The sequence below is a fragment of the Bacillus cereus group sp. BfR-BA-01379 genome (assembly GCF_022663605.1).
In the GTDB taxonomy this organism is placed as follows: domain Bacteria; phylum Bacillota; class Bacilli; order Bacillales; family Bacillaceae_G; genus Bacillus_A; species Bacillus_A mobilis.
In genome coordinates this window covers 39,230-56,684 of the sequence record NZ_JAKUFT010000015.1, presented here as the reverse complement: position 1 = coordinate 56,684, position 17,455 = coordinate 39,230, and the positions used below count along the sequence as shown (strand labels likewise).

Genomic DNA, 17,455 nt, shown 5'->3' with positions numbered 1-17,455 from the left:
AGACTTTTTTAATGGATAATTGAGAGAAGAGGTAAAAGCGCGGTTTACACTATGCTTTCCTTCTCGAAATATGTATTTTTAGGAATTCTATAACTTTTTCTATACAAATAGTCGGAAAAACGCTAGAATACATGGTAGACCATTTTTGTAATAGGAGTGTAGAGCTGAATGTTACATCAATTTTCACGTAATGAATTAGCCTTCGGTAAAGAAGGACTTGAAATATTAAAAAATAGTACAGTCGGTATTTTAGGAATTGGCGGCGTAGGGTCATTTTCGGCAGAGGCGTTAGCGCGTTCTGGCGTTGGGCGTCTCGTATTAGTTGATAAAGACGTTGTAGATATTACAAACGTAAACCGTCAAATTCACGCGTTAGTATCTACTGTAGGACGTTCAAAAGTAGAATTAATGAAAGAGCGTATCGCAGATATTAATCCAGAGTGTGAAGTAATTGGACTAGAAATGTTTTATACTGATGAAACATATGAAGAGTTTTTCAAACATGGCTTGGATTTCGTAGTAGATGCATCTGATACGATTACGTTCAAAATTCATTTAATTAAACAATGTTTACGTCGTAAAATTAAAATTATCTCATGTATGGGTGCGGCAAATAAAATGGACCCAACTCGTTTCCGTATTGCGGACATCTCTAAAACACATACAGATCCAATTGCGAAAGTAATTCGTACGAAGCTTCGTAAAGAGGGTATTAAAAAAGGTGTAAAAGTTGTCTTCTCTGACGAAAACCCAATCGTAATTCGTGAAGAAGTACGTAAAGAAATCGTACCAGACGAAAATGCAAAAATTCGTAAAGCGAAATTACCACCTTCATCAAATGCATTCGTACCATCTGTGGCAGGCTTAATTATGGCAAGTCATGTTGTACGTGAACGCATTAAAAACGTAGAAGTGAAACGTGTAGGGCAAGAATAAAGTAAAAGCATATACCCATTTCGGATATATGCTTTTTTGTATGTATTAAAGAAATATGGATATTTGCATTACTACTAGTTCAAATGTAAGCAAAGCTAGTAAGTAATGATCATATTTATCTGATGTATAGGCGGACGTCTTTTTTAAAATGTTAATGGTGAAAAGAGCTAAAGTTAGGACGAGAACACCGAGTGTTATTTTGAAGACTATTAATGAAATAGTAACCATCTCCCTTAAAAGATATATGTTTATAATAACATTTTAGTAAAAAATATCCAATTATTATCCGGGAGTTTTCTTGTATGACAGGGAGGCATATTTCGTCAATTTTTGTCGGTAAATCGATGTAATTTCATGTGCCAATATACTCTTTAACGAAGAAAAAAAGGGATGTCACTTAGTCAAAAAAGTGACATCCCTTTTCTAATTCTCAGCAGAATATATAATATCTAAATTTCCATTTTGATCTGTCTTGAAAATGGGAGCAATCTGTTCTTCTTGTTCTTCAACGGAAACGAGTTTTCGAGCACGGTCCATAATTCTAACAAGCATTGCATAATCTTCTTCGATTGCTTGTTGTTTTTTTGAGAGTACTGCTAATTTTGCTTCGAGTTCATGATTCGTTTTTTGCAGGGATGTGAGCTGAGCTTGTAATACGTCATTTTCAGTTTGTAACTTTGCGAGTGAAGGGTTATTGTGCTCTAAGTTTTGCAAAAATGAAATGACACTTTGCATTGTAAGTTCTTGTTTATTTGGCGTAATATCTTCTGAAAACTCGGCATCGATTACGAGTTGTTTCGTTTGCGTGAAATGCTCTTTTTCTATTTTAGCTTCAGAGCGTTTTAATTCTTTACGTTGTTTTTTTGCAAGTTGCACCGCATCTTCGTAATTCGGTCGTACTTCAGCATTCCATCGAAAGCCGCAAGCTGCTGAAGTGCGGTTCAATGTATCGCCGACTTCATCGAATGCTTTTATTTGTGTACTGCCGCTACGAATATGTCGTAAAACAGTTTCTGCTAAAAGGAGATCGTCTTCTTTTGTCCATGCATCTTGACGTGTTTTCATAAGCGAAGCCTCCATAATGGTGACGTTTTCGCTTATGTTACCCTTTATTTTTCGTTTTATTCGAACTTTGTAATCTTTCATATACAGTAGAAAGTGCTTGCTCAAATTTCCCTGTCGTTTTCGGTTTATAATATTGTTTGTTTTTAATTTTATCAGGTAAGTATTGTTGTTGTACCCAGCCATTTGGATTGTCGTGTGGATATAAGTATCCAATGCCTCTGCCAAGTGATTCTGCGCCTTTGTAATGACTATCTTTTAAATGACTTGGGATGTCGCCTGTTTGACCGTTACGTAAATCGTGTAGTGCAGCATCAAGTGCTTTATAAGCTGAGTTTGATTTTGGTGATAGGCAAAGCTCGATAACAGCATTTGCAAGTGGTATGCGTGCCTCTGGGAATCCAACTCGTTCAGCTGATTCTATAGCTGCTAGTGTACGCGGTCCGGCTTGTGGGCTAGCAAGTCCGATATCTTCATATGCCATAATAAGAAGCCGTCTACCAATGCTCTGTAAATCACCAGCTTCAATAAGGCGTGCTAAATAATGAAGTGCTGCATTTACATCACTTCCGCGCACCGATTTTTGAAATGCCGATAATACATCATAATGAGCATCTCCACCTTTGTCGTGAACGAAGCTCTTTTTTTGTAAGCATTCTTCTGCGATTTCTAGCGTAATTTCCGCAGCTTTGTCATCTGTTGTAAAGCTAGATAAAACAGCTAGTTCAAGTGCGTTATAAGCGGAACGCATATCTCCGCCTGATGCATTTGCAAAGTGATGTAATGCTTCAGGCGTAACAGTTACATCATATTCTCCAAGACCTTTTTCTTTATCTTCAAGTGCTCGTTTTAAGCCAATTAAAAGATCATCTTCTGTTAATGCGTGTAATTCGAAGATTTGACAACGACTTCGAATAGCAGAATTAATAGCATGGAAAGGATTACTCGTCGTTGCACCAATTAAGGTAAGGAGTCCACTTTCTAAATGAGGTAATAGAAAATCCTGTTTTGCTTTATCTAGACGGTGTACTTCATCTAAAATTAAAACAAGGTGTCGATGCATCTTTGCCTCTTGTACGACAACTTCCATATCTTTTTTATTATGAGTAACAGCATTTAATAGGCGAAAAGGGGTTCCGGTACTCCCTGCAATTGCGCTCGCAATGGATGTTTTTCCAGTGCCTGGAGGACCGTATAAAATCATAGATTGAAAATGATTTGCTTGGACCATTCGCCATAAAATCTTTCCTTCACCAACTAAATGTTGTTGTCCGATAATTTCTTGAATATTTGTAGGGCGCATTCGATGTGCGAGTGGTTGTTTCATTTTTACCGTCTCCCTTAATGTATAATCTCTTTCTATCGTATCATTTTTTTTAGTGGAATTTGAAATAGGATGCCGTTTTGTGGGAAAAATGAATATTAATATTTTCATTTTTCTTTCAATTGTAATAATTTCCGAGTTTTTCAATGTGATTTTATGTTATCATTTTGATACACAAGTTGAAATTTCTTATAATACTATATTATGCTATAATTTCATAGGATTTTAAATTGTGTTCTTTTATAAATAAGATATAACCAATAGAAGTGAAAATTTGAAAAGAGGTGCAAAATAGATGAAGATTTCAACGAAAGGCCGCTACGGCTTAACAATTATGATCGATCTTGCAAAAAAGTTTGGTGAAGGTCCGATTTCCTTAAAATCAATTGCGCAGGCACATGACTTATCGGAACATTACTTAGAGCAGTTAATTTCACCACTTCGTAACGCTCGTCTAGTAAAGAGTACGCGCGGGGCATATGGCGGATATGTATTGTCAGACCAGCCAGCTAACATTACAGCTGGGGATGTAATCCGTGTACTAGAGGGTCCAATTAGTGTTGTAGAAATGATAGAAGAAGAAGAACCAGCACAACGCCAATTATGGATGCGTGTTCGTGATGCGGTGCAAGAAGTGTTAGATAGTACAACGTTAGAAGATTTAGTACGTTATGAGGAAGAAAATCACGGGGGCTATATGTTTTACATTTAATTCCTTGTGAAACGATTTGGAAAGAAGGAGATTTAATGGAACGCATTTACTTAGATCATGCTGCGACATCTCCGACTCACCCAGAAGTGGTCGAAAAGATGATTCCATATATGACAGAAATATTCGGGAACCCGTCTAGTATTCACTTTTATGGACGTCAAACGCGCCATGCAGTAGATGGGGCGAGACGTGTGTGTGCACGTAGCATTCATGCGAATTCGAATGAAATTATATTTACGAGTGGTGGTACAGAAGCTGATAATTTAGCACTTATTGGTGTAGCACGTGCGAATCGTCATAAAGGTAACCATATTATAACGACGCAAATTGAACATCACGCAATTCTGCATACGTGTGAATTGTTAGAGCGTGAAGGGTTTGAAGTCACATATTTACCTGTTGATGAAACAGGACGCGTTCAAGTTTCTGACATACAAAAGGCATTAACAGAAGAGACAATTCTTGTATCCGTTATGTTTGGGAATAATGAAGTTGGAACGATGCAATCAATTGCGGAAATAGGTAAGCTGTTAAAAGAGCATCAAGCTTATTTCCATACAGATGCGGTACAAGCTTACGGATTAGTAGAAATAGATGTGAAAGAGTTTGGCATTGATTTATTATCGATTTCAGCTCATAAAATTAATGGGCCAAAAGGTGTAGGGTTCCTATTCGCTGGTGCAAATGTGAAATTTGAACCGTTATTAATAGGCGGGGAGCAAGAAAGAAAACGCCGTGCTGGTACTGAAAATGTACCGAGTATCGTTGGTTTACAGCAAGCAATTTTGCTAGCTGAAAAAACTCGTGAGCAAAAAAATGCCCAATATGAAGAGTTTAAAGATATAATGGTATCTGTCTTCAAAAATGAAGACATTACTTTCGAGGTAAACGGAAACTTAGAATATCGCTTACCGCATGTGCTTAATATTAGTTTTACAGGAATGAACATTGAACCGTTTCTTGTGAACTTAGACTTAGCTGGCATTGCGGTATCAAGTGGTTCTGCTTGTACAGCTGGTTCGATTGATCCATCACATGTATTAGTAGCGATGTTCGGAAAAGACTCCGATCAAATACGTTCATCCGTACGCTTTAGTTTCGGACTTGGAAATACGAAAGAGCAAATTGAGAAAGCGGCGTACGAAACAGTGAAAATCGTGAAGCGATTAACACAAAATTAGCATAGGAGGTGACATGATGAACAAACTACCTCAAGAAACACGCGTTGTCATCGGGATGTCTGGTGGCGTCGATTCATCTGTAGCAGCCCTTTTATTAAAAGAGCAAGGTTATGATGTAATCGGAATTTTTATGAAAAACTGGGATGATACAGATGAGAATGGTGTCTGCACAGCAACAGAAGATTACAATGATGTAATTGAAGTGTGTAACCAAATTGGCATTCCGTATTATGCAGTAAACTTTGAAAAACAATACTGGGATAAAGTATTTACGTACTTCTTAGATGAGTACCGAGCTGGTCGTACACCAAACCCAGATGTAATGTGTAATAAAGAAATTAAATTTAAAGCATTTTTAGAGCATGCAATTGCGCTTGGTGCTGATTATGTAGCGACAGGTCATTATGCACGCGTTGCTTATATGGACGGCGAATATAAAATGCTTCGCGGCGTTGATGACAATAAAGACCAAACGTATTTCTTAAATCAATTAAGCCAAGAGCAATTATCAAAAACAATGTTCCCGCTCGGTGAACTGAAGAAACCGCAAATTCGTGAAATGGCGAAAGAAGCTGGTTTAGCGACAGCGGCGAAGAAAGATAGTACTGGTATTTGCTTCATTGGTGAGCGTAACTTTAAAGATTTCTTAAGTAATTATTTACCAGCACAACCAGGTGTGATGCAAACATTATCTGGTGAAGTGAAAGGAAAGCATGACGGTTTAATGTACTATACAATTGGACAACGTCATGGCCTTGGTATTGGTGGTAACGGTGATCCGTGGTTTGCTGTTGGGAAAAACCTGAAAGAAAACATTTTATATGTTGACCAAGGATTCCATAACGAACTGCTATATGGTGATGAAGTTATTGCTACGAATATTGGCTGGGTAAGTAATGAAGCGAAGGAAAAAGAATTTAAATGCACAGCGAAATTCCGTTATCGTCAAGAAGACAATAAAGTAACGGTTCAAATCGTTGATGAAAATACAGTTCGCATTCTTTGTGACGAGCCAATTCGTGCAATTACACCAGGACAAGCAGTTGTTTTCTATGATGGAGATGAGTGCTTAGGCGGTGCTACAATTGATGAAGTGTACCGTAGCGGTAAGAAATTGGATTATTTAGGATAAAAAGAGAAGCCTCTGCCGATTCGCGGTTAGAGGTTTCTTTTACATAAAGCGAATTTTCGTTCGCTTGGAAAATACATTCTTTGTTATAATTTGTTGTAGAGGTGAAGGACATGTCAAACAAACTTGAAACAGGTATTCAATATATGCAAGAAGGAAACTGGGAAGAAGCTGCTAAAAATTTCACAGAAGCAATCGAAGAAAATCCGAAAGATGCGCTTGGATACATTAATTTTGCGAACTTATTAGATGTACTAGGTGATAGTGAAAGAGCAATTTTGTTTTATAAACGTGCATTAGAGTTAGATGATAAATCTGCTGCTGCTTATTATGGATTAGGAAACGTATATTACGGTCAAGAGCAATTTGCAGAGGCTAAAGCTGTATTTGAACAAGCGATGCAAGCTGGATTACAATCAGCTGATGTAACATTTATGCTAGGTATTACACATGTGCAACTTGGAAATGATCGTCTTGCGCTGCCATTTTTACAAAGAGCAACAGAATTAGATGAAAACGATGTAGAAGCTATGTTCCAGTGCGGACTTTGCTTTGCGCGTTTAGAACATATTCAAGAGGCGAAACCTTATTTTGAAAAGGTATTAGAAATGGATGAAGAGCATGCAGATGCGTATTATAATTTAGGTGTTGCGTACGTATTTGAAGAAAATAACGAGAAGGCTCTTGCTTTATTTAAGAAAGCAACTGAAATTCAACCAGATCACTTTTTAGCTGGTAATGGTGTTCGTTTATTAGAGCAAGAAGCTGAATAAGATGAAAATATAGTTTAATGGGTAGTTATCCCTCATCTAAAAAGGTGGGGGATGTACTGCTCATTAAAGTGAAATGAAATCGGAAAGGAGAGGAAGAATGGGAAATCAACATGCAATGGATTTGTTTGAGGAAGAGAAAAAGTTTATAAAAGCGCAAGTTCTTCATACCATTTTCCACAACGAAGAAAACCTCTATTCCGTTGTCAGTATGAAAGTCATTGAAACGAATGAAACGTACGACGAAAAAAAAGTGATGATAAACGGTCATTTTCCCCGCATGCATGAAGATGAAGTGTTTACATTGACAGGGCATTTTAAAGACCATCCGAAGTATGGGAAACAATATTTAGTTGAAACGTTTAAGAAAGAATTACCGCAAACAAAAGCTGGTATGGTGCAATATTTAGCGAGTGATTTATTTAAAGGGATAGGAAAGCGTACAGCTGAAAAAATTGTGGACCATCTTGGGGAACATGCCATTTCTAAAATTATGGATGATCCTGATGCGCTAAATGGTGTTGTCAACAAACAAAAAGCTCAGGAAATATATGAGACGATTGTTGAACATCAAGGGCTAGAGAAAGTAATGAGCTTTTTAAATGGCTACGGTTTTGGAACGAAGCTTTCTATTAAGATCTACCAACAATATAAAGAGATGACATTAGAAGTGATCCGTAATAATCCATATCAGCTTATTGAAGAAGTGGATGGTATTGGATTTGGAAGAGCGGATGATATAGGACGTGCGTTAGGGATATCGGGTAATCATGATGATCGTGTACGTGCGGGATGTTTTTATACGTTAGAAAATGTATCATTACAACTTGGTCACGTTTATATGGGGAAAGATCAACTCGTAAGAGAAACGATGTCACTTTTAAATAATCAAGAAGGAAGAGTGACAGAAGAAGATATTGTAGGTTGCGTTGAAATGATGCAAAGTGAAGGGAAAGTTATCATAGAAGAAGAACGAGTGTATTTAGCTTCGTTATTCTACTCTGAAAAAGGTGTTGTAAAGTCTATCCGCAGGCTCATGAATCAAGAGGAAACACCTTCATTTCCTGAAGCAGAAGTGTTAAAGACGTTAGGTCAAATTGAAGAACAACTGAATGTACAGTATGCACCATTTCAGCAAGAAGCGATTCAAACGGCACTTCATAAACCGATGATGTTATTGACAGGTGGACCGGGAACAGGGAAGACAACAGTTATTAAAGGAATTGTTGAAATGTATGCATCACTTCACGGGCTATCGTTAAATCCGAATGAATACAGTGATGATAATCCATTTCCGATATTATTAACGGCTCCAACAGGAAGAGCGGCGAAGCGAATGAGTGAATCAACAGGGCTTCCAGCTTGTACAATTCACCGTTTACTTGGCTGGACGCCAGAAGGGTCTTTCCAGCGTAATGAAACGGATCCGGTACAAGGGAAATTACTCATTATTGATGAATTTTCAATGGTTGATATTTGGCTTGCAAATCAGCTGTTTAAGTCATTGCCGACTAATATTCAAGTTATCGTTGTAGGTGATGAAGATCAATTACCATCCGTAGGCCCTGGACAAGTGTTGAAAGACTTATTGAATGCAGGTGCAGTTCCGACAGTAAAGCTTACTGAAATTTATCGTCAAGCGGAAGGCTCATCTGTTATTCAACTTGCCCATGCGATAAAAAATGGAACGCTCCCACCGGATTTAGCGCAAAATCAAAAAGATCGTTCATTTATCGGGTGTACAGGAGCTCAAATTGTTGAGGTTGTTAAGAAGGTTTGTGACAATGCTAAGACAAAAGGGTTTAGCGCAAGAGATGTACAAGTATTGGCGCCGATGTACCGTGGGCCTGCTGGTATTAATGTACTAAACGAAGCGTTGCAAGAAGTGTTTAATCCGAAAAGGGAAAAGAGTAAAGAAATTGCTTACGGTGATGTTGTATACCGAAGAGGCGATAAAGTATTGCAGCTCGTTAATCAGCCGGAGAGCCAAGTGTTTAATGGGGATATTGGAGAAATTGTTTCGGTGTTTTATGCGAAAGAAAACGTTGAGCAACAAGATATGATTATCGTTTCATTTGATGGAATTGAAGTAACGTATACAAAGCCAGATTTAAATCAAATTACACATGCCTATTGCTGTTCGATTCATAAGTCGCAAGGTAGTGAGTTCCCAATCGTAATCATGCCGATAGTAAAAAGTTACAATCGTATGTTACGTCGTAATTTAATTTATACTGGTATTACAAGAAGTAAGAAGTTCCTTATTATTTGCGGGGAGGAAGCCGCATTCCAGTCTGGTGTAAATCGCCTTGATGATGCAATGCGTCAAACGACTTTAGCGAGTCGCTTGCAAGAATCACAAGGAGAAGTACAGATGGTAACAGTTAATGGTGAAGAAATGGACGTGGAAAACATTTCACCGTATGATTTCATGTAACAAGGTGAAATTATATAGTGAAACTTTCAAACGTATAACGTTGAAAGGCTCCAGCAATGTATAAATGAATGCGGTTTGGACATAATGGCGAATAGAATCTGGGAGACTGTAAGGAGATGAAAGCCATATGTTCATTTGTCCAAATTGCAAAGGGAAAGACATTGGAAAAATAGGTGTCAACCAATTTTATTGCTGGAATTGTTATATCGAATTATCGGTTTCAAAGGGGAAAATCCATACGCATCAAGTAGAAGAAGATGGTTCATTAAGCTCACTTGATGATTTATTTGATGAGAACGAAAGAACGATCGGATAACGAAAAGGGGGATTTACTTTGAATCTACGCAATTCATTAATCGCATTAGGTGTTGGAGCGGCAGCATACCAATATGCTCGCAAGCAAGATGTATTTTCAAAACGCAATATGAAAAAAGCACGTAAGATGATTAAATCTTATCTATAAGCGCAAAAAACTCCCTTCATCATAAGGGAGTTTTTTTATGCACTTGTATGCAAATATAAAAGTCCAATTTCAGAGAAGAGATAAGATAGGCCGTAACATCCAACGCCAAGCATTCCGTAATGAAATAATTGCTTCGCTCTTTCTTTTCGTGAGGAACGAATAAAGAAACCTTTCCAAATACCAAACCCGATACAAACCCATTCAAGAATCATAAAAAGTGCTGATAATACGAGCATAAATAAAACCATCATGAACCCTCCTGATTATATTGTTTCATGCTGCATTCTCAGGGGTGGTTGTCCTTGTTATGTTATGTATATGTACGTCTTTACAAAACAGTATGGTCTGGATAAAAAGATTTTAAAACTTTTGCACATAACCTACCCTATTTATTTTCAAAATAAAGGTGGAGGAGGTTTTTCGTGTGAAGAATCTTAAAATTATTTGGATATATCGTTTAGGGTTATTGTTACTCGTATTTCTTTGCTTGCTCGTCTTTTTAAAAATTAAGCCGCTATGGGCACCGATTATTTTTGTATTTAAAGTGGCCATTACACCGTTTCTTATTGCGTGTTTTATTGCGTATTTATTGCATCCTTTAATTGAAAAAATTCATAAGGAAGGGATGCCACGCACACTCGCTATTTTGCTCATTTACATCCTTTTCTTTGGTGGAATTGGTTATGGAATTTATAAAGGAACGCCAGTTGTGATTAAGCAATTACAAGAAATCAATGAACAATTCCCGCAGTTTACAAAAATGTATGATTCTTGGATGGATGGCGTTACGGAACAAACAGCGAATTTCCCTTCATTTATTCATGAAAAGGTGAAACAAATTTTTGGTGGGGTAGAAACGAAGATACAATCACTTTTGAATAAAGTGATGAGCACAGCTCGTGGTGTACTCGATTCGTTACTCATTATTTTTTTAATACCGTTCATTGTATTTTACATATTAAAAGATTACGGTGAGTTTTATCATCTCTTTTGGAAACTAGTCCCGAGTAAGTGGCGGAGTACTGGGCAAATGCTAGCGAAAGAAATTGATAAGTCACTCGGAAGTTATATTCGAGGGCAGTTATTTGTTTGCTTAGTATTAGGGGGCGTATCTGTTCTTTCTTTTTGGTTTATCGGTATGAAATATCCATTATTACTCGGCATTATTATTGGGGTAACGGATATAATCCCGTACTTCGGTCCGATTTTAGGAGCAATCCCGACATTAATGATTGCGGCAACGGTATCAACGAGTTTACTTATTAAGGCGGGAATTACGATTGCTATTTTGCAATTTTTGGAAAGTAACATTTTATCCCCTTACATCGTTGGTAAGTCGCTTCGTATGCATCCTGTTATTATTATGCTGGCATTACTAGTTGGAGGAGAAGTGGCAGGAATTGTAGGATTACTCATATCAGTTCCAATTTTAGCAGTCATTCGTACAGTGATCGTTCATGTAAGGCCTCTTTGGAAAAAAGAAAATGTGTAATAAGAAAGCCCTCTACCTATAAAGGTAGAGAGCTTTCATTATTTTGAGAGTTGCTCGTGTATTTGTTGAACGAGAGAGCTTACATCATTTGTTTGAATATGTTTTATTTTTTTCCATTCATTATCATACATAAAGATAATTTGATTGCTGAAAAGACGCTTTTGTTCTTTTAGGTCAGAAATTTTTTCGAAAGAGTACTCCTCGAATAATGGATTCTTACTTACATCTGGTCCATAAAAGAAGAGCCGTTTGTTCGTTAAAATTAACAGCCCCGGCCTTGCGACGGAACGATAAATAAATATATCTAATGAACATGCTACGTAAAACAATATTGTTTCGTCAGTCGTTAATATAGTTTTTGCTTTGCTTAATAAGGTTGTCATTGTAATCGCTCCTTTATTGTTGATAATTTAATTATAACGAAAATATAATATTCAGAAAAGTTCGTAAGGATAGTACAATTTGTTAATACATGCATAATATATGAAAAGGCTGTTAAGAATGACTAGTAGAATAGCTATGATTAATAAGCAATTGATATAATATAAATGATTATCTACATTGACAAACTTAAGAGAATTCTATTATATTTAGTCATATAATACATTAAATCAATGACGGAACAAGTACGTTACAGTCCATTTATAGAGAGAAGCTTCCATATGGCTGAAAGAAGCTTTAAATGAAGGGTAACAGAAAGCTAATCCTGAGAGCAGCTAATCACTGCCGTTTTGCCACGTTACGGCACCATGAGGTGATGAGTTGATTGTTATAGTAATCAATTCATAATTAGGGTGGTATCGCGAGTTAACTCTCGTCCCTTTTATAGGGGCGGGAGTTTTTTATATTTAAGGAGGAAAATACAATGAAACAACTAACAGGCGCACAAATTCGTCAAATGTTTTTAGACTTTTTCCAAGAAAAAGGACATGCAGTAGAACCTAGTGCATCACTAGTTCCACATGAGGATCCATCTCTTTTATGGATTAACAGTGGTGTAGCAACATTAAAAAAATATTTTGATGGACGTGTAATCCCGCAAAATCCACGTATTACAAATGCTCAAAAATCAATTCGTACAAACGATATTGAAAACGTAGGGAAAACAGCTCGTCACCATACATTCTTTGAAATGTTAGGGAACTTCTCAATCGGTGATTACTTTAAAGAAGAAGCAATTACTTGGGCTTGGGAGTTCTTAACGAGCGACAAATGGATCGGATTCGATAAAGAATTACTTTCAGTTACAATCCATCCAGAAGATGAAGAAGCATTCACAATTTGGAATGAGAAAATGGGTGTCCCAAAAGAGCGCATCATCCGTTTAGAAGAAAACTTCTGGGATATCGGTGAAGGACCAAGTGGACCGAATACAGAGATTTTCTATGACCGCGGAGAAGCTTACGGTAATGACTTTAGTGACCCAGAATTATATCCAGGCGGAGAAAATGAGCGTTACTTAGAAGTATGGAACCTTGTATTCTCTCAATTTAACCATAATCCAGATGGTTCATATACACCACTTCCTAAGAAGAACATCGATACAGGGATGGGTCTAGAGCGTATGACATCTATCGTTCAAGATGTACCTACAAACTTTGACACAGACTTATTCATGCCGATGATTGGCGCAACAGAATCAATCTCTGGTGAGAAGTATCGTAATGGTGACTTAGAAAAAGATATGGCGTTTAAAGTAATTGCTGACCATATCCGTACAGTAACATTTGCTGTTGGTGACGGTGCTCTTCCATCTAACGAAGGCCGTGGTTATGTATTACGTCGTTTATTACGCCGCGCTGTTCGTTATTCGAAGAAATTAAACATCAACCGTCCATTCATGTTTGAATTAGTGCCGGTTGTTGGAGAAGTAATGAAAGACTTCTACCCAGAAGTACTTGAGAAGAAAGATTTCATCGCAAAAGTTGTGAAAAACGAAGAAGAGCGTTTCCACGAAACACTTCATGATGGTGAAGCAATTTTAGCTGAAGTTATCACAAAAGCAAAAGAAGAAAAAACAACTGTTATTTCTGGAGTAGATGCATTCCGTCTATATGACACATACGGTTTCCCAATTGAATTAACAGAAGAATATGCAGAAGAAGCTGGCATGACAGTTGATCAAGAAGGCTTTGAAAATGAAATGGAAAAACAACGTGAGCGTGCACGTGCTGCTCGTCAAGACGTTGACTCTATGCAAGTTCAAGGCGGTGTCCTTGGAGAAGTGAAAGTAGCGAGTGAGTTCGTTGGTTACGGTACAGTTGCAACAGAAAGTAACGTTGTTGCACTTGTGAAAAACGGCGAATACACAGACAGCTTACAAGCTGGTGAAGAAGGACAATTAATGCTTGATGTAACACCATTCTATGCTGAAAGCGGTGGACAAATTGCAGACCGTGGTTACCTTCTTGCTGACGGCGTGAAAGTTCTTGTAAAAGACGTACAAAAAGCACCAAACGGCCAAAACTTGCACAAAGTTGTTGTTGAAGAAGGCACATTAACGAAAGATGCTGCTGTGAAAGCTATCATTGATACAAAGAACCGTAGTAGTGTTGTGAAAAACCATACAGCAACTCACTTACTACACCAAGCATTAAAAGACGTACTTGGAACGCACGTAAACCAAGCGGGTTCTCTTGTAACTTCTGAACGTTTACGCTTTGACTTCTCTCACTTCGGTCAAGTACAAGCTGACGAATTAGAAAAAATTGAGCGTATCGTAAACGAGAAAATTTGGGAAAGTATTGATGTTGAGATTTCTCAAAAAGCAATCGAAGAAGCGAAAGAAATGGGCGCAATGGCATTATTCGGTGAAAAATACGGTGATGTTGTACGCGTTGTACAAGTTGGCGATTACAGCTTAGAGCTTTGCGGTGGTTGTCACGTTGATAACACAGCTTCTATCGGTATTTTCAAAATCGTTGCTGAGTCTGGTATTGGTGCAGGAACTCGTCGTATTGAGGCGGTAACTGGTAAGTCTGCATACGAATTAATGAACGATCAAGTAGGTTTATTAAAAGAAGCAGCAGGAAAAATGAAAACAAATCCGAAAGATATTTTAACAAGAGTAGATGGTTTATTTGCTGAAGTAAAACAACTTCAAAAAGAAAATGAATCTCTTGCAGCAAAATTAAGCAATATTGAAGCTGGAAACTTAACTGATTCAGTAATGACAGTTGATGGCGTGAACGTATTAGCAGCAAAAGTAAATGTTGCAGATATGAACAACTTACGTACGATGATGGATGACCTAAAAAATAAATTAGAATCTGCAGTTGTCGTATTAGCGTCTGTAAGTGATGATAAAGTAAACATCTTAGCTGGCGTAACGAAAGATTTAATTAGCCAAGGATACCATGCTGGTAAACTTGTGAAAGAAGTAGCTTCTCGTTGTGGCGGCGGTGGTGGTGGCCGTCCTGATATGGCACAAGCGGGCGGTAAAAACCCAGCGCAAGTTGAGGAAGCTTTAGCATTTGTACAAGAGTACGTTAAATCTGTTTCAAAATAAAGAGATAGTAGTGTACAATGGTAGGGAGAGGAGAAGTTCTTCTCCCTATACTTACTATATAAGTGAGGTGCTTGAAATGGACGGTTTTGATAAAACAATGAAGTTTAGCATTCAAGATGAAAAACAGAGTGTCCATGTAAATGATGTACTTTTAACTGTGTATGATGCACTTCAAGAAAAAGGTTATAATCCGATTAACCAAATCGTCGGTTATTTATTAAGTGGAGACCCAGCATACATACCTCGCCATAAAGATGCACGAAGCATCATTCGCAAGCTTGAACGTGATGAGTTAATTGAAGAGCTTGTGAAGTCTTACTTGAAACATCATCGTGAGGAGTAATTTATGCGGATATTAGGTTTAGATGTAGGTACAAAAACAGTCGGAGTTGCGATGAGCGACGAAATGGGCTGGACAGCGCAAGGACTGGAAACAATCAGGATTAACGAAGAACGAGGCCACTTTGGTTTTGATCGTATTTCTGAGTTAGTAAAGCAGTACAATGTGGACAAAATAGTAGTAGGTTTACCTAAAAATATGAATGGTACAATTGGCCCACGTGGTGAAGCGTGCCAACAATTTGCAGAAAACCTACGAGAGCTGTTACAATTAGACGTTGTAATGTGGGACGAGCGTTTGTCGACGATGGCAGCGGAACGTCTGCTCATTTCAGCTGATGTAAGCCGTAAGAAGCGAAAGCAAGTAATCGATAAGATGGCTGCAGTCGTAATCTTACAAGGATTTTTAGATAGTAAATAAGAGGTGACCAAAATGGAAGAAAATCAAATTACAATTGTAGACGAAAAAGGTAACGAACATTTATGTGAAATTATTTTCACTTTTGATGCTGAAAAATTTGGCAAAAAATCATACGTAGTCTTCTCTCCAATCGGTGAAGTAGACGAAGATGGAGACCCAATTTATGACGCAATGGCTTATGAGCAAAATGAAGAAGAGGGCGGAAGTTTACTTCCAATCGAATCTGAAGAAGAGTGGGAAATGGTACAAGAAATGTTCAACACTCTAGCTGATGAGCAAGAAGCTGAATAATAAGTACTGAAAAGATGGACGACATATAGTCCATCTTTTTTTATATGTAAAATGAAAGATTTTTTGTCGAAACCTTGCAATCCTTTGTAGTATAATGAGACGGATTGTAGAAAAATAAAATGTCTATCTAAAAAAGATAAATAAATTTATTGTGTTTTTATGTCGTGTTGTATAGAAAGATATACATGCGGTCTACAATTTAATTAAGGAGGAAGAGTGTTGATAGAGAATCAAGTGAAAAAGAAGCGTAGACGTCTTTTTTTATTTTCGATTATTGCACTGCTTTTAGTTTGTGGTTCAGTCTATGCGTATATTTCATCCGCATTAGGACCAGTTGATAGCGGAAATAAAAAAGAGATTGAAGTAGAAATTCCCAAGGGATCATCTACTAGTAAAATTGGTGAGGTTTTAGAAGAAAAAGGTGCTGTGAAAAACGGTACAGTTTTTAGTTTTTATACAAAGGCTAAATCGAAAAATTTACAAGCGGGTACATATTTATTAAATCCTTCAATGAGTGCCTCAGATGTGATTGAACAAATGTCATCTGGTAACGTTCATCGCCCAGCTCTTTATAAAGTGACGATAAAAGAAGGTGCGCAAGTAACTGAAATTGCAGAGACGGTTGCAAACGAATTAAAGTGGAATAAAGATGATGTTGTACGTCAATTAAACGATAAAGCATTTATTCAAAAAATGCAGCAAAAGTATCCGAAGTTATTAACGGATAAAATCTTTGATAGCAATATTAAATATCCATTAGAAGGTTATTTATATCCTGCGACGTACTCTTTCTATAAAAAAGATACGACGTTAGAAGAAATCGTAATTCCAATGCTTGAGAAAACGAATGCAATCATTGTTCAAAACGAGGCAAAAATGAAAGCGAAGAACTGGGATGTTCATCAGCTTTTAACATTGTCTTCACTTATTGAAGAAGAGGCAACAGGCTTTACAGATCGTCAAAAGATCTCTAGTGTCTTTTACAATCGTTTAGCGAAAGGTATGCCACTGCAAACTGATCCAACGGTATTATACGCACTTGGAAAGCATAAACAACGTGTATTATACGAAGATTTAAAGATAAACTCACCGTACAATACGTATGTTGTGAAAGGATTGCCAGTTGGTCCAATCGCAAACTCGGGTAAACATTCAGTGGAGGCGGCGTTAGAACCTGCGCAAACAGATTATTATTATTTCTTAGCTGCACCAACTGGTGAAGTGTATTATGCGAAAACATTAGACGAGCATAATGCATTAAAGCAAAAATATATTACGAAAAAACAGTGAAATGGGGAGGGATAGCGAAAAAGGTCGCACATCCCTCTTTTTTGTGGTAAAATATATCGGGTTAAAAACTGGCAGAAGAATCGTTTTTAATATCAAAACG

The 17,455-nt window shown here is 37.4% G+C and carries 18 protein-coding genes and 1 other annotated feature; of the genes, 14 read left to right on the top strand and 4 right to left on the bottom strand.

Annotation, left to right across the window (positions count from 1 at the left end; translation table 11 throughout):
- Positions 1 to 168 precede the first annotated feature (168 nt).
- Positions 169 to 936, top strand: a complete 768-nt coding sequence (locus MR113_RS08420) for a tRNA threonylcarbamoyladenosine dehydratase (RefSeq protein WP_000903182.1) — start codon at positions 169 to 171, stop codon at positions 934 to 936.
- 423 nt (positions 937 to 1,359) lie between these two features.
- Here the strand turns inward: MR113_RS08420 and MR113_RS08415 are convergent, their stop codons facing one another.
- Complete coding sequence (locus MR113_RS08415) at positions 1,360 to 2,001, bottom strand: RsfA family transcriptional regulator (protein WP_000857720.1); 642 nt, start codon at positions 1,999 to 2,001, stop codon at positions 1,360 to 1,362.
- A 37-nt stretch (positions 2,002 to 2,038) separates the two neighbouring features.
- Positions 2,039 to 3,325: a replication-associated recombination protein A gene (locus MR113_RS08410; protein ID WP_000812939.1), complete on the bottom strand. Its 1,287-nt coding sequence runs from the start codon at positions 3,323 to 3,325 to the stop codon at positions 2,039 to 2,041.
- 292 nt (positions 3,326 to 3,617) lie between these two features.
- On the opposite strand from MR113_RS08410, the gene cymR reads away from it, so the two are divergent.
- From cymR to MR113_RS08375, 7 genes are all read left to right on the top strand, one after another.
- On the top strand, positions 3,618 to 4,034 hold the full coding sequence (gene cymR, locus MR113_RS08405; RefSeq protein WP_000704116.1) for a cysteine metabolism transcriptional regulator CymR: 417 nt from the start codon (positions 3,618 to 3,620) through the stop codon (positions 4,032 to 4,034).
- A gap of 35 nt (positions 4,035 to 4,069) precedes the next feature.
- Positions 4,070 to 5,215 carry a cysteine desulfurase family protein gene (locus MR113_RS08400; RefSeq protein WP_242253400.1) on the top strand — a complete coding sequence of 382 codons (1,146 nt, stop codon included), beginning with the start codon at positions 4,070 to 4,072 and terminating at the stop codon, positions 5,213 to 5,215.
- Positions 5,216 to 5,231: 16 nt separating this feature from the next.
- Positions 5,232 to 6,347, top strand: a complete 1,116-nt coding sequence (gene mnmA, locus MR113_RS08395) for a tRNA 2-thiouridine(34) synthase MnmA (RefSeq protein WP_048531354.1) — start codon at positions 5,232 to 5,234, stop codon at positions 6,345 to 6,347.
- Between the two features lie 110 nt (positions 6,348 to 6,457).
- Complete coding sequence (locus tag MR113_RS08390) at positions 6,458 to 7,117, top strand: tetratricopeptide repeat protein (RefSeq protein ID WP_073516586.1); 660 nt, start codon at positions 6,458 to 6,460, stop codon at positions 7,115 to 7,117.
- A gap of 97 nt (positions 7,118 to 7,214) precedes the next feature.
- Positions 7,215 to 9,551: an SF1B family DNA helicase RecD2 gene (recD2, locus tag MR113_RS08385; RefSeq protein WP_097844005.1), complete on the top strand. Its 2,337-nt coding sequence runs from the start codon at positions 7,215 to 7,217 to the stop codon at positions 9,549 to 9,551.
- A gap of 127 nt (positions 9,552 to 9,678) precedes the next feature.
- Positions 9,679 to 9,867 (top strand): hypothetical protein, encoded by a 189-nt coding sequence (locus MR113_RS08380; protein WP_000469281.1) that lies wholly within the window; start codon positions 9,679 to 9,681, stop codon positions 9,865 to 9,867.
- A gap of 18 nt (positions 9,868 to 9,885) precedes the next feature.
- Positions 9,886 to 10,014, top strand: a complete 129-nt coding sequence (locus MR113_RS08375) for a YrzQ family protein (protein WP_001053553.1) — start codon at positions 9,886 to 9,888, stop codon at positions 10,012 to 10,014.
- Positions 10,015 to 10,049: 35 nt separating this feature from the next.
- Here the strand turns inward: MR113_RS08375 and MR113_RS08370 are convergent, their stop codons facing one another.
- On the bottom strand, positions 10,050 to 10,262 hold the full coding sequence (locus tag MR113_RS08370; protein ID WP_000242555.1) for a hypothetical protein: 213 nt from the start codon (positions 10,260 to 10,262) through the stop codon (positions 10,050 to 10,052).
- Between the two features lie 176 nt (positions 10,263 to 10,438).
- Between MR113_RS08370 and MR113_RS08365 the strand changes: the two genes are divergently transcribed.
- Positions 10,439 to 11,506, top strand: a complete 1,068-nt coding sequence (locus tag MR113_RS08365; RefSeq protein WP_242253393.1) for an AI-2E family transporter — start codon at positions 10,439 to 10,441, stop codon at positions 11,504 to 11,506.
- A 38-nt stretch (positions 11,507 to 11,544) separates the two neighbouring features.
- Here the strand turns inward: MR113_RS08365 and MR113_RS08360 are convergent, their stop codons facing one another.
- The gene (locus tag MR113_RS08360) at positions 11,545 to 11,889 is read right to left on the bottom strand and encodes a PH domain-containing protein (protein ID WP_242253391.1); all 345 of its coding nucleotides are present in this window, start codon (positions 11,887 to 11,889) and stop codon (positions 11,545 to 11,547) included.
- A 222-nt stretch (positions 11,890 to 12,111) separates the two neighbouring features.
- Positions 12,112 to 12,331: a binding site (T-box leader), on the top strand.
- Between the two features lie 40 nt (positions 12,332 to 12,371).
- Here MR113_RS08360 and alaS point away from each other — a divergent pair.
- The 5 genes from alaS (at position 12,372) to mltG (ending at position 17,355) form a co-directional block, all read left to right on the top strand.
- The gene (gene alaS, locus MR113_RS08355) at positions 12,372 to 15,014 is read left to right on the top strand and encodes an alanine--tRNA ligase (protein WP_242253376.1); all 2,643 of its coding nucleotides are present in this window, start codon (positions 12,372 to 12,374) and stop codon (positions 15,012 to 15,014) included.
- Between the two features lie 76 nt (positions 15,015 to 15,090).
- Positions 15,091 to 15,357, top strand: coding sequence for an IreB family regulatory phosphoprotein (locus MR113_RS08350; protein ID WP_000348590.1), 267 nt, complete (start codon positions 15,091 to 15,093; stop codon positions 15,355 to 15,357).
- Positions 15,358 to 15,360: 3 nt separating this feature from the next.
- The gene (ruvX, locus tag MR113_RS08345) at positions 15,361 to 15,774 is read left to right on the top strand and encodes a Holliday junction resolvase RuvX (protein WP_001221203.1); all 414 of its coding nucleotides are present in this window, start codon (positions 15,361 to 15,363) and stop codon (positions 15,772 to 15,774) included.
- Positions 15,775 to 15,786: 12 nt separating this feature from the next.
- A complete protein-coding gene (locus tag MR113_RS08340; RefSeq protein WP_000392245.1) occupies positions 15,787 to 16,065 on the top strand; it encodes a DUF1292 domain-containing protein in 279 nt (92 codons plus the stop codon).
- Between the two features lie 219 nt (positions 16,066 to 16,284).
- Entirely contained in the window at positions 16,285 to 17,355 is a 1,071-nt protein-coding gene (gene mltG / locus MR113_RS08335) for an endolytic transglycosylase MltG (protein WP_242253374.1), read from the top strand.
- The last annotated feature ends 100 nt before the right edge of the window (positions 17,356 to 17,455 follow it).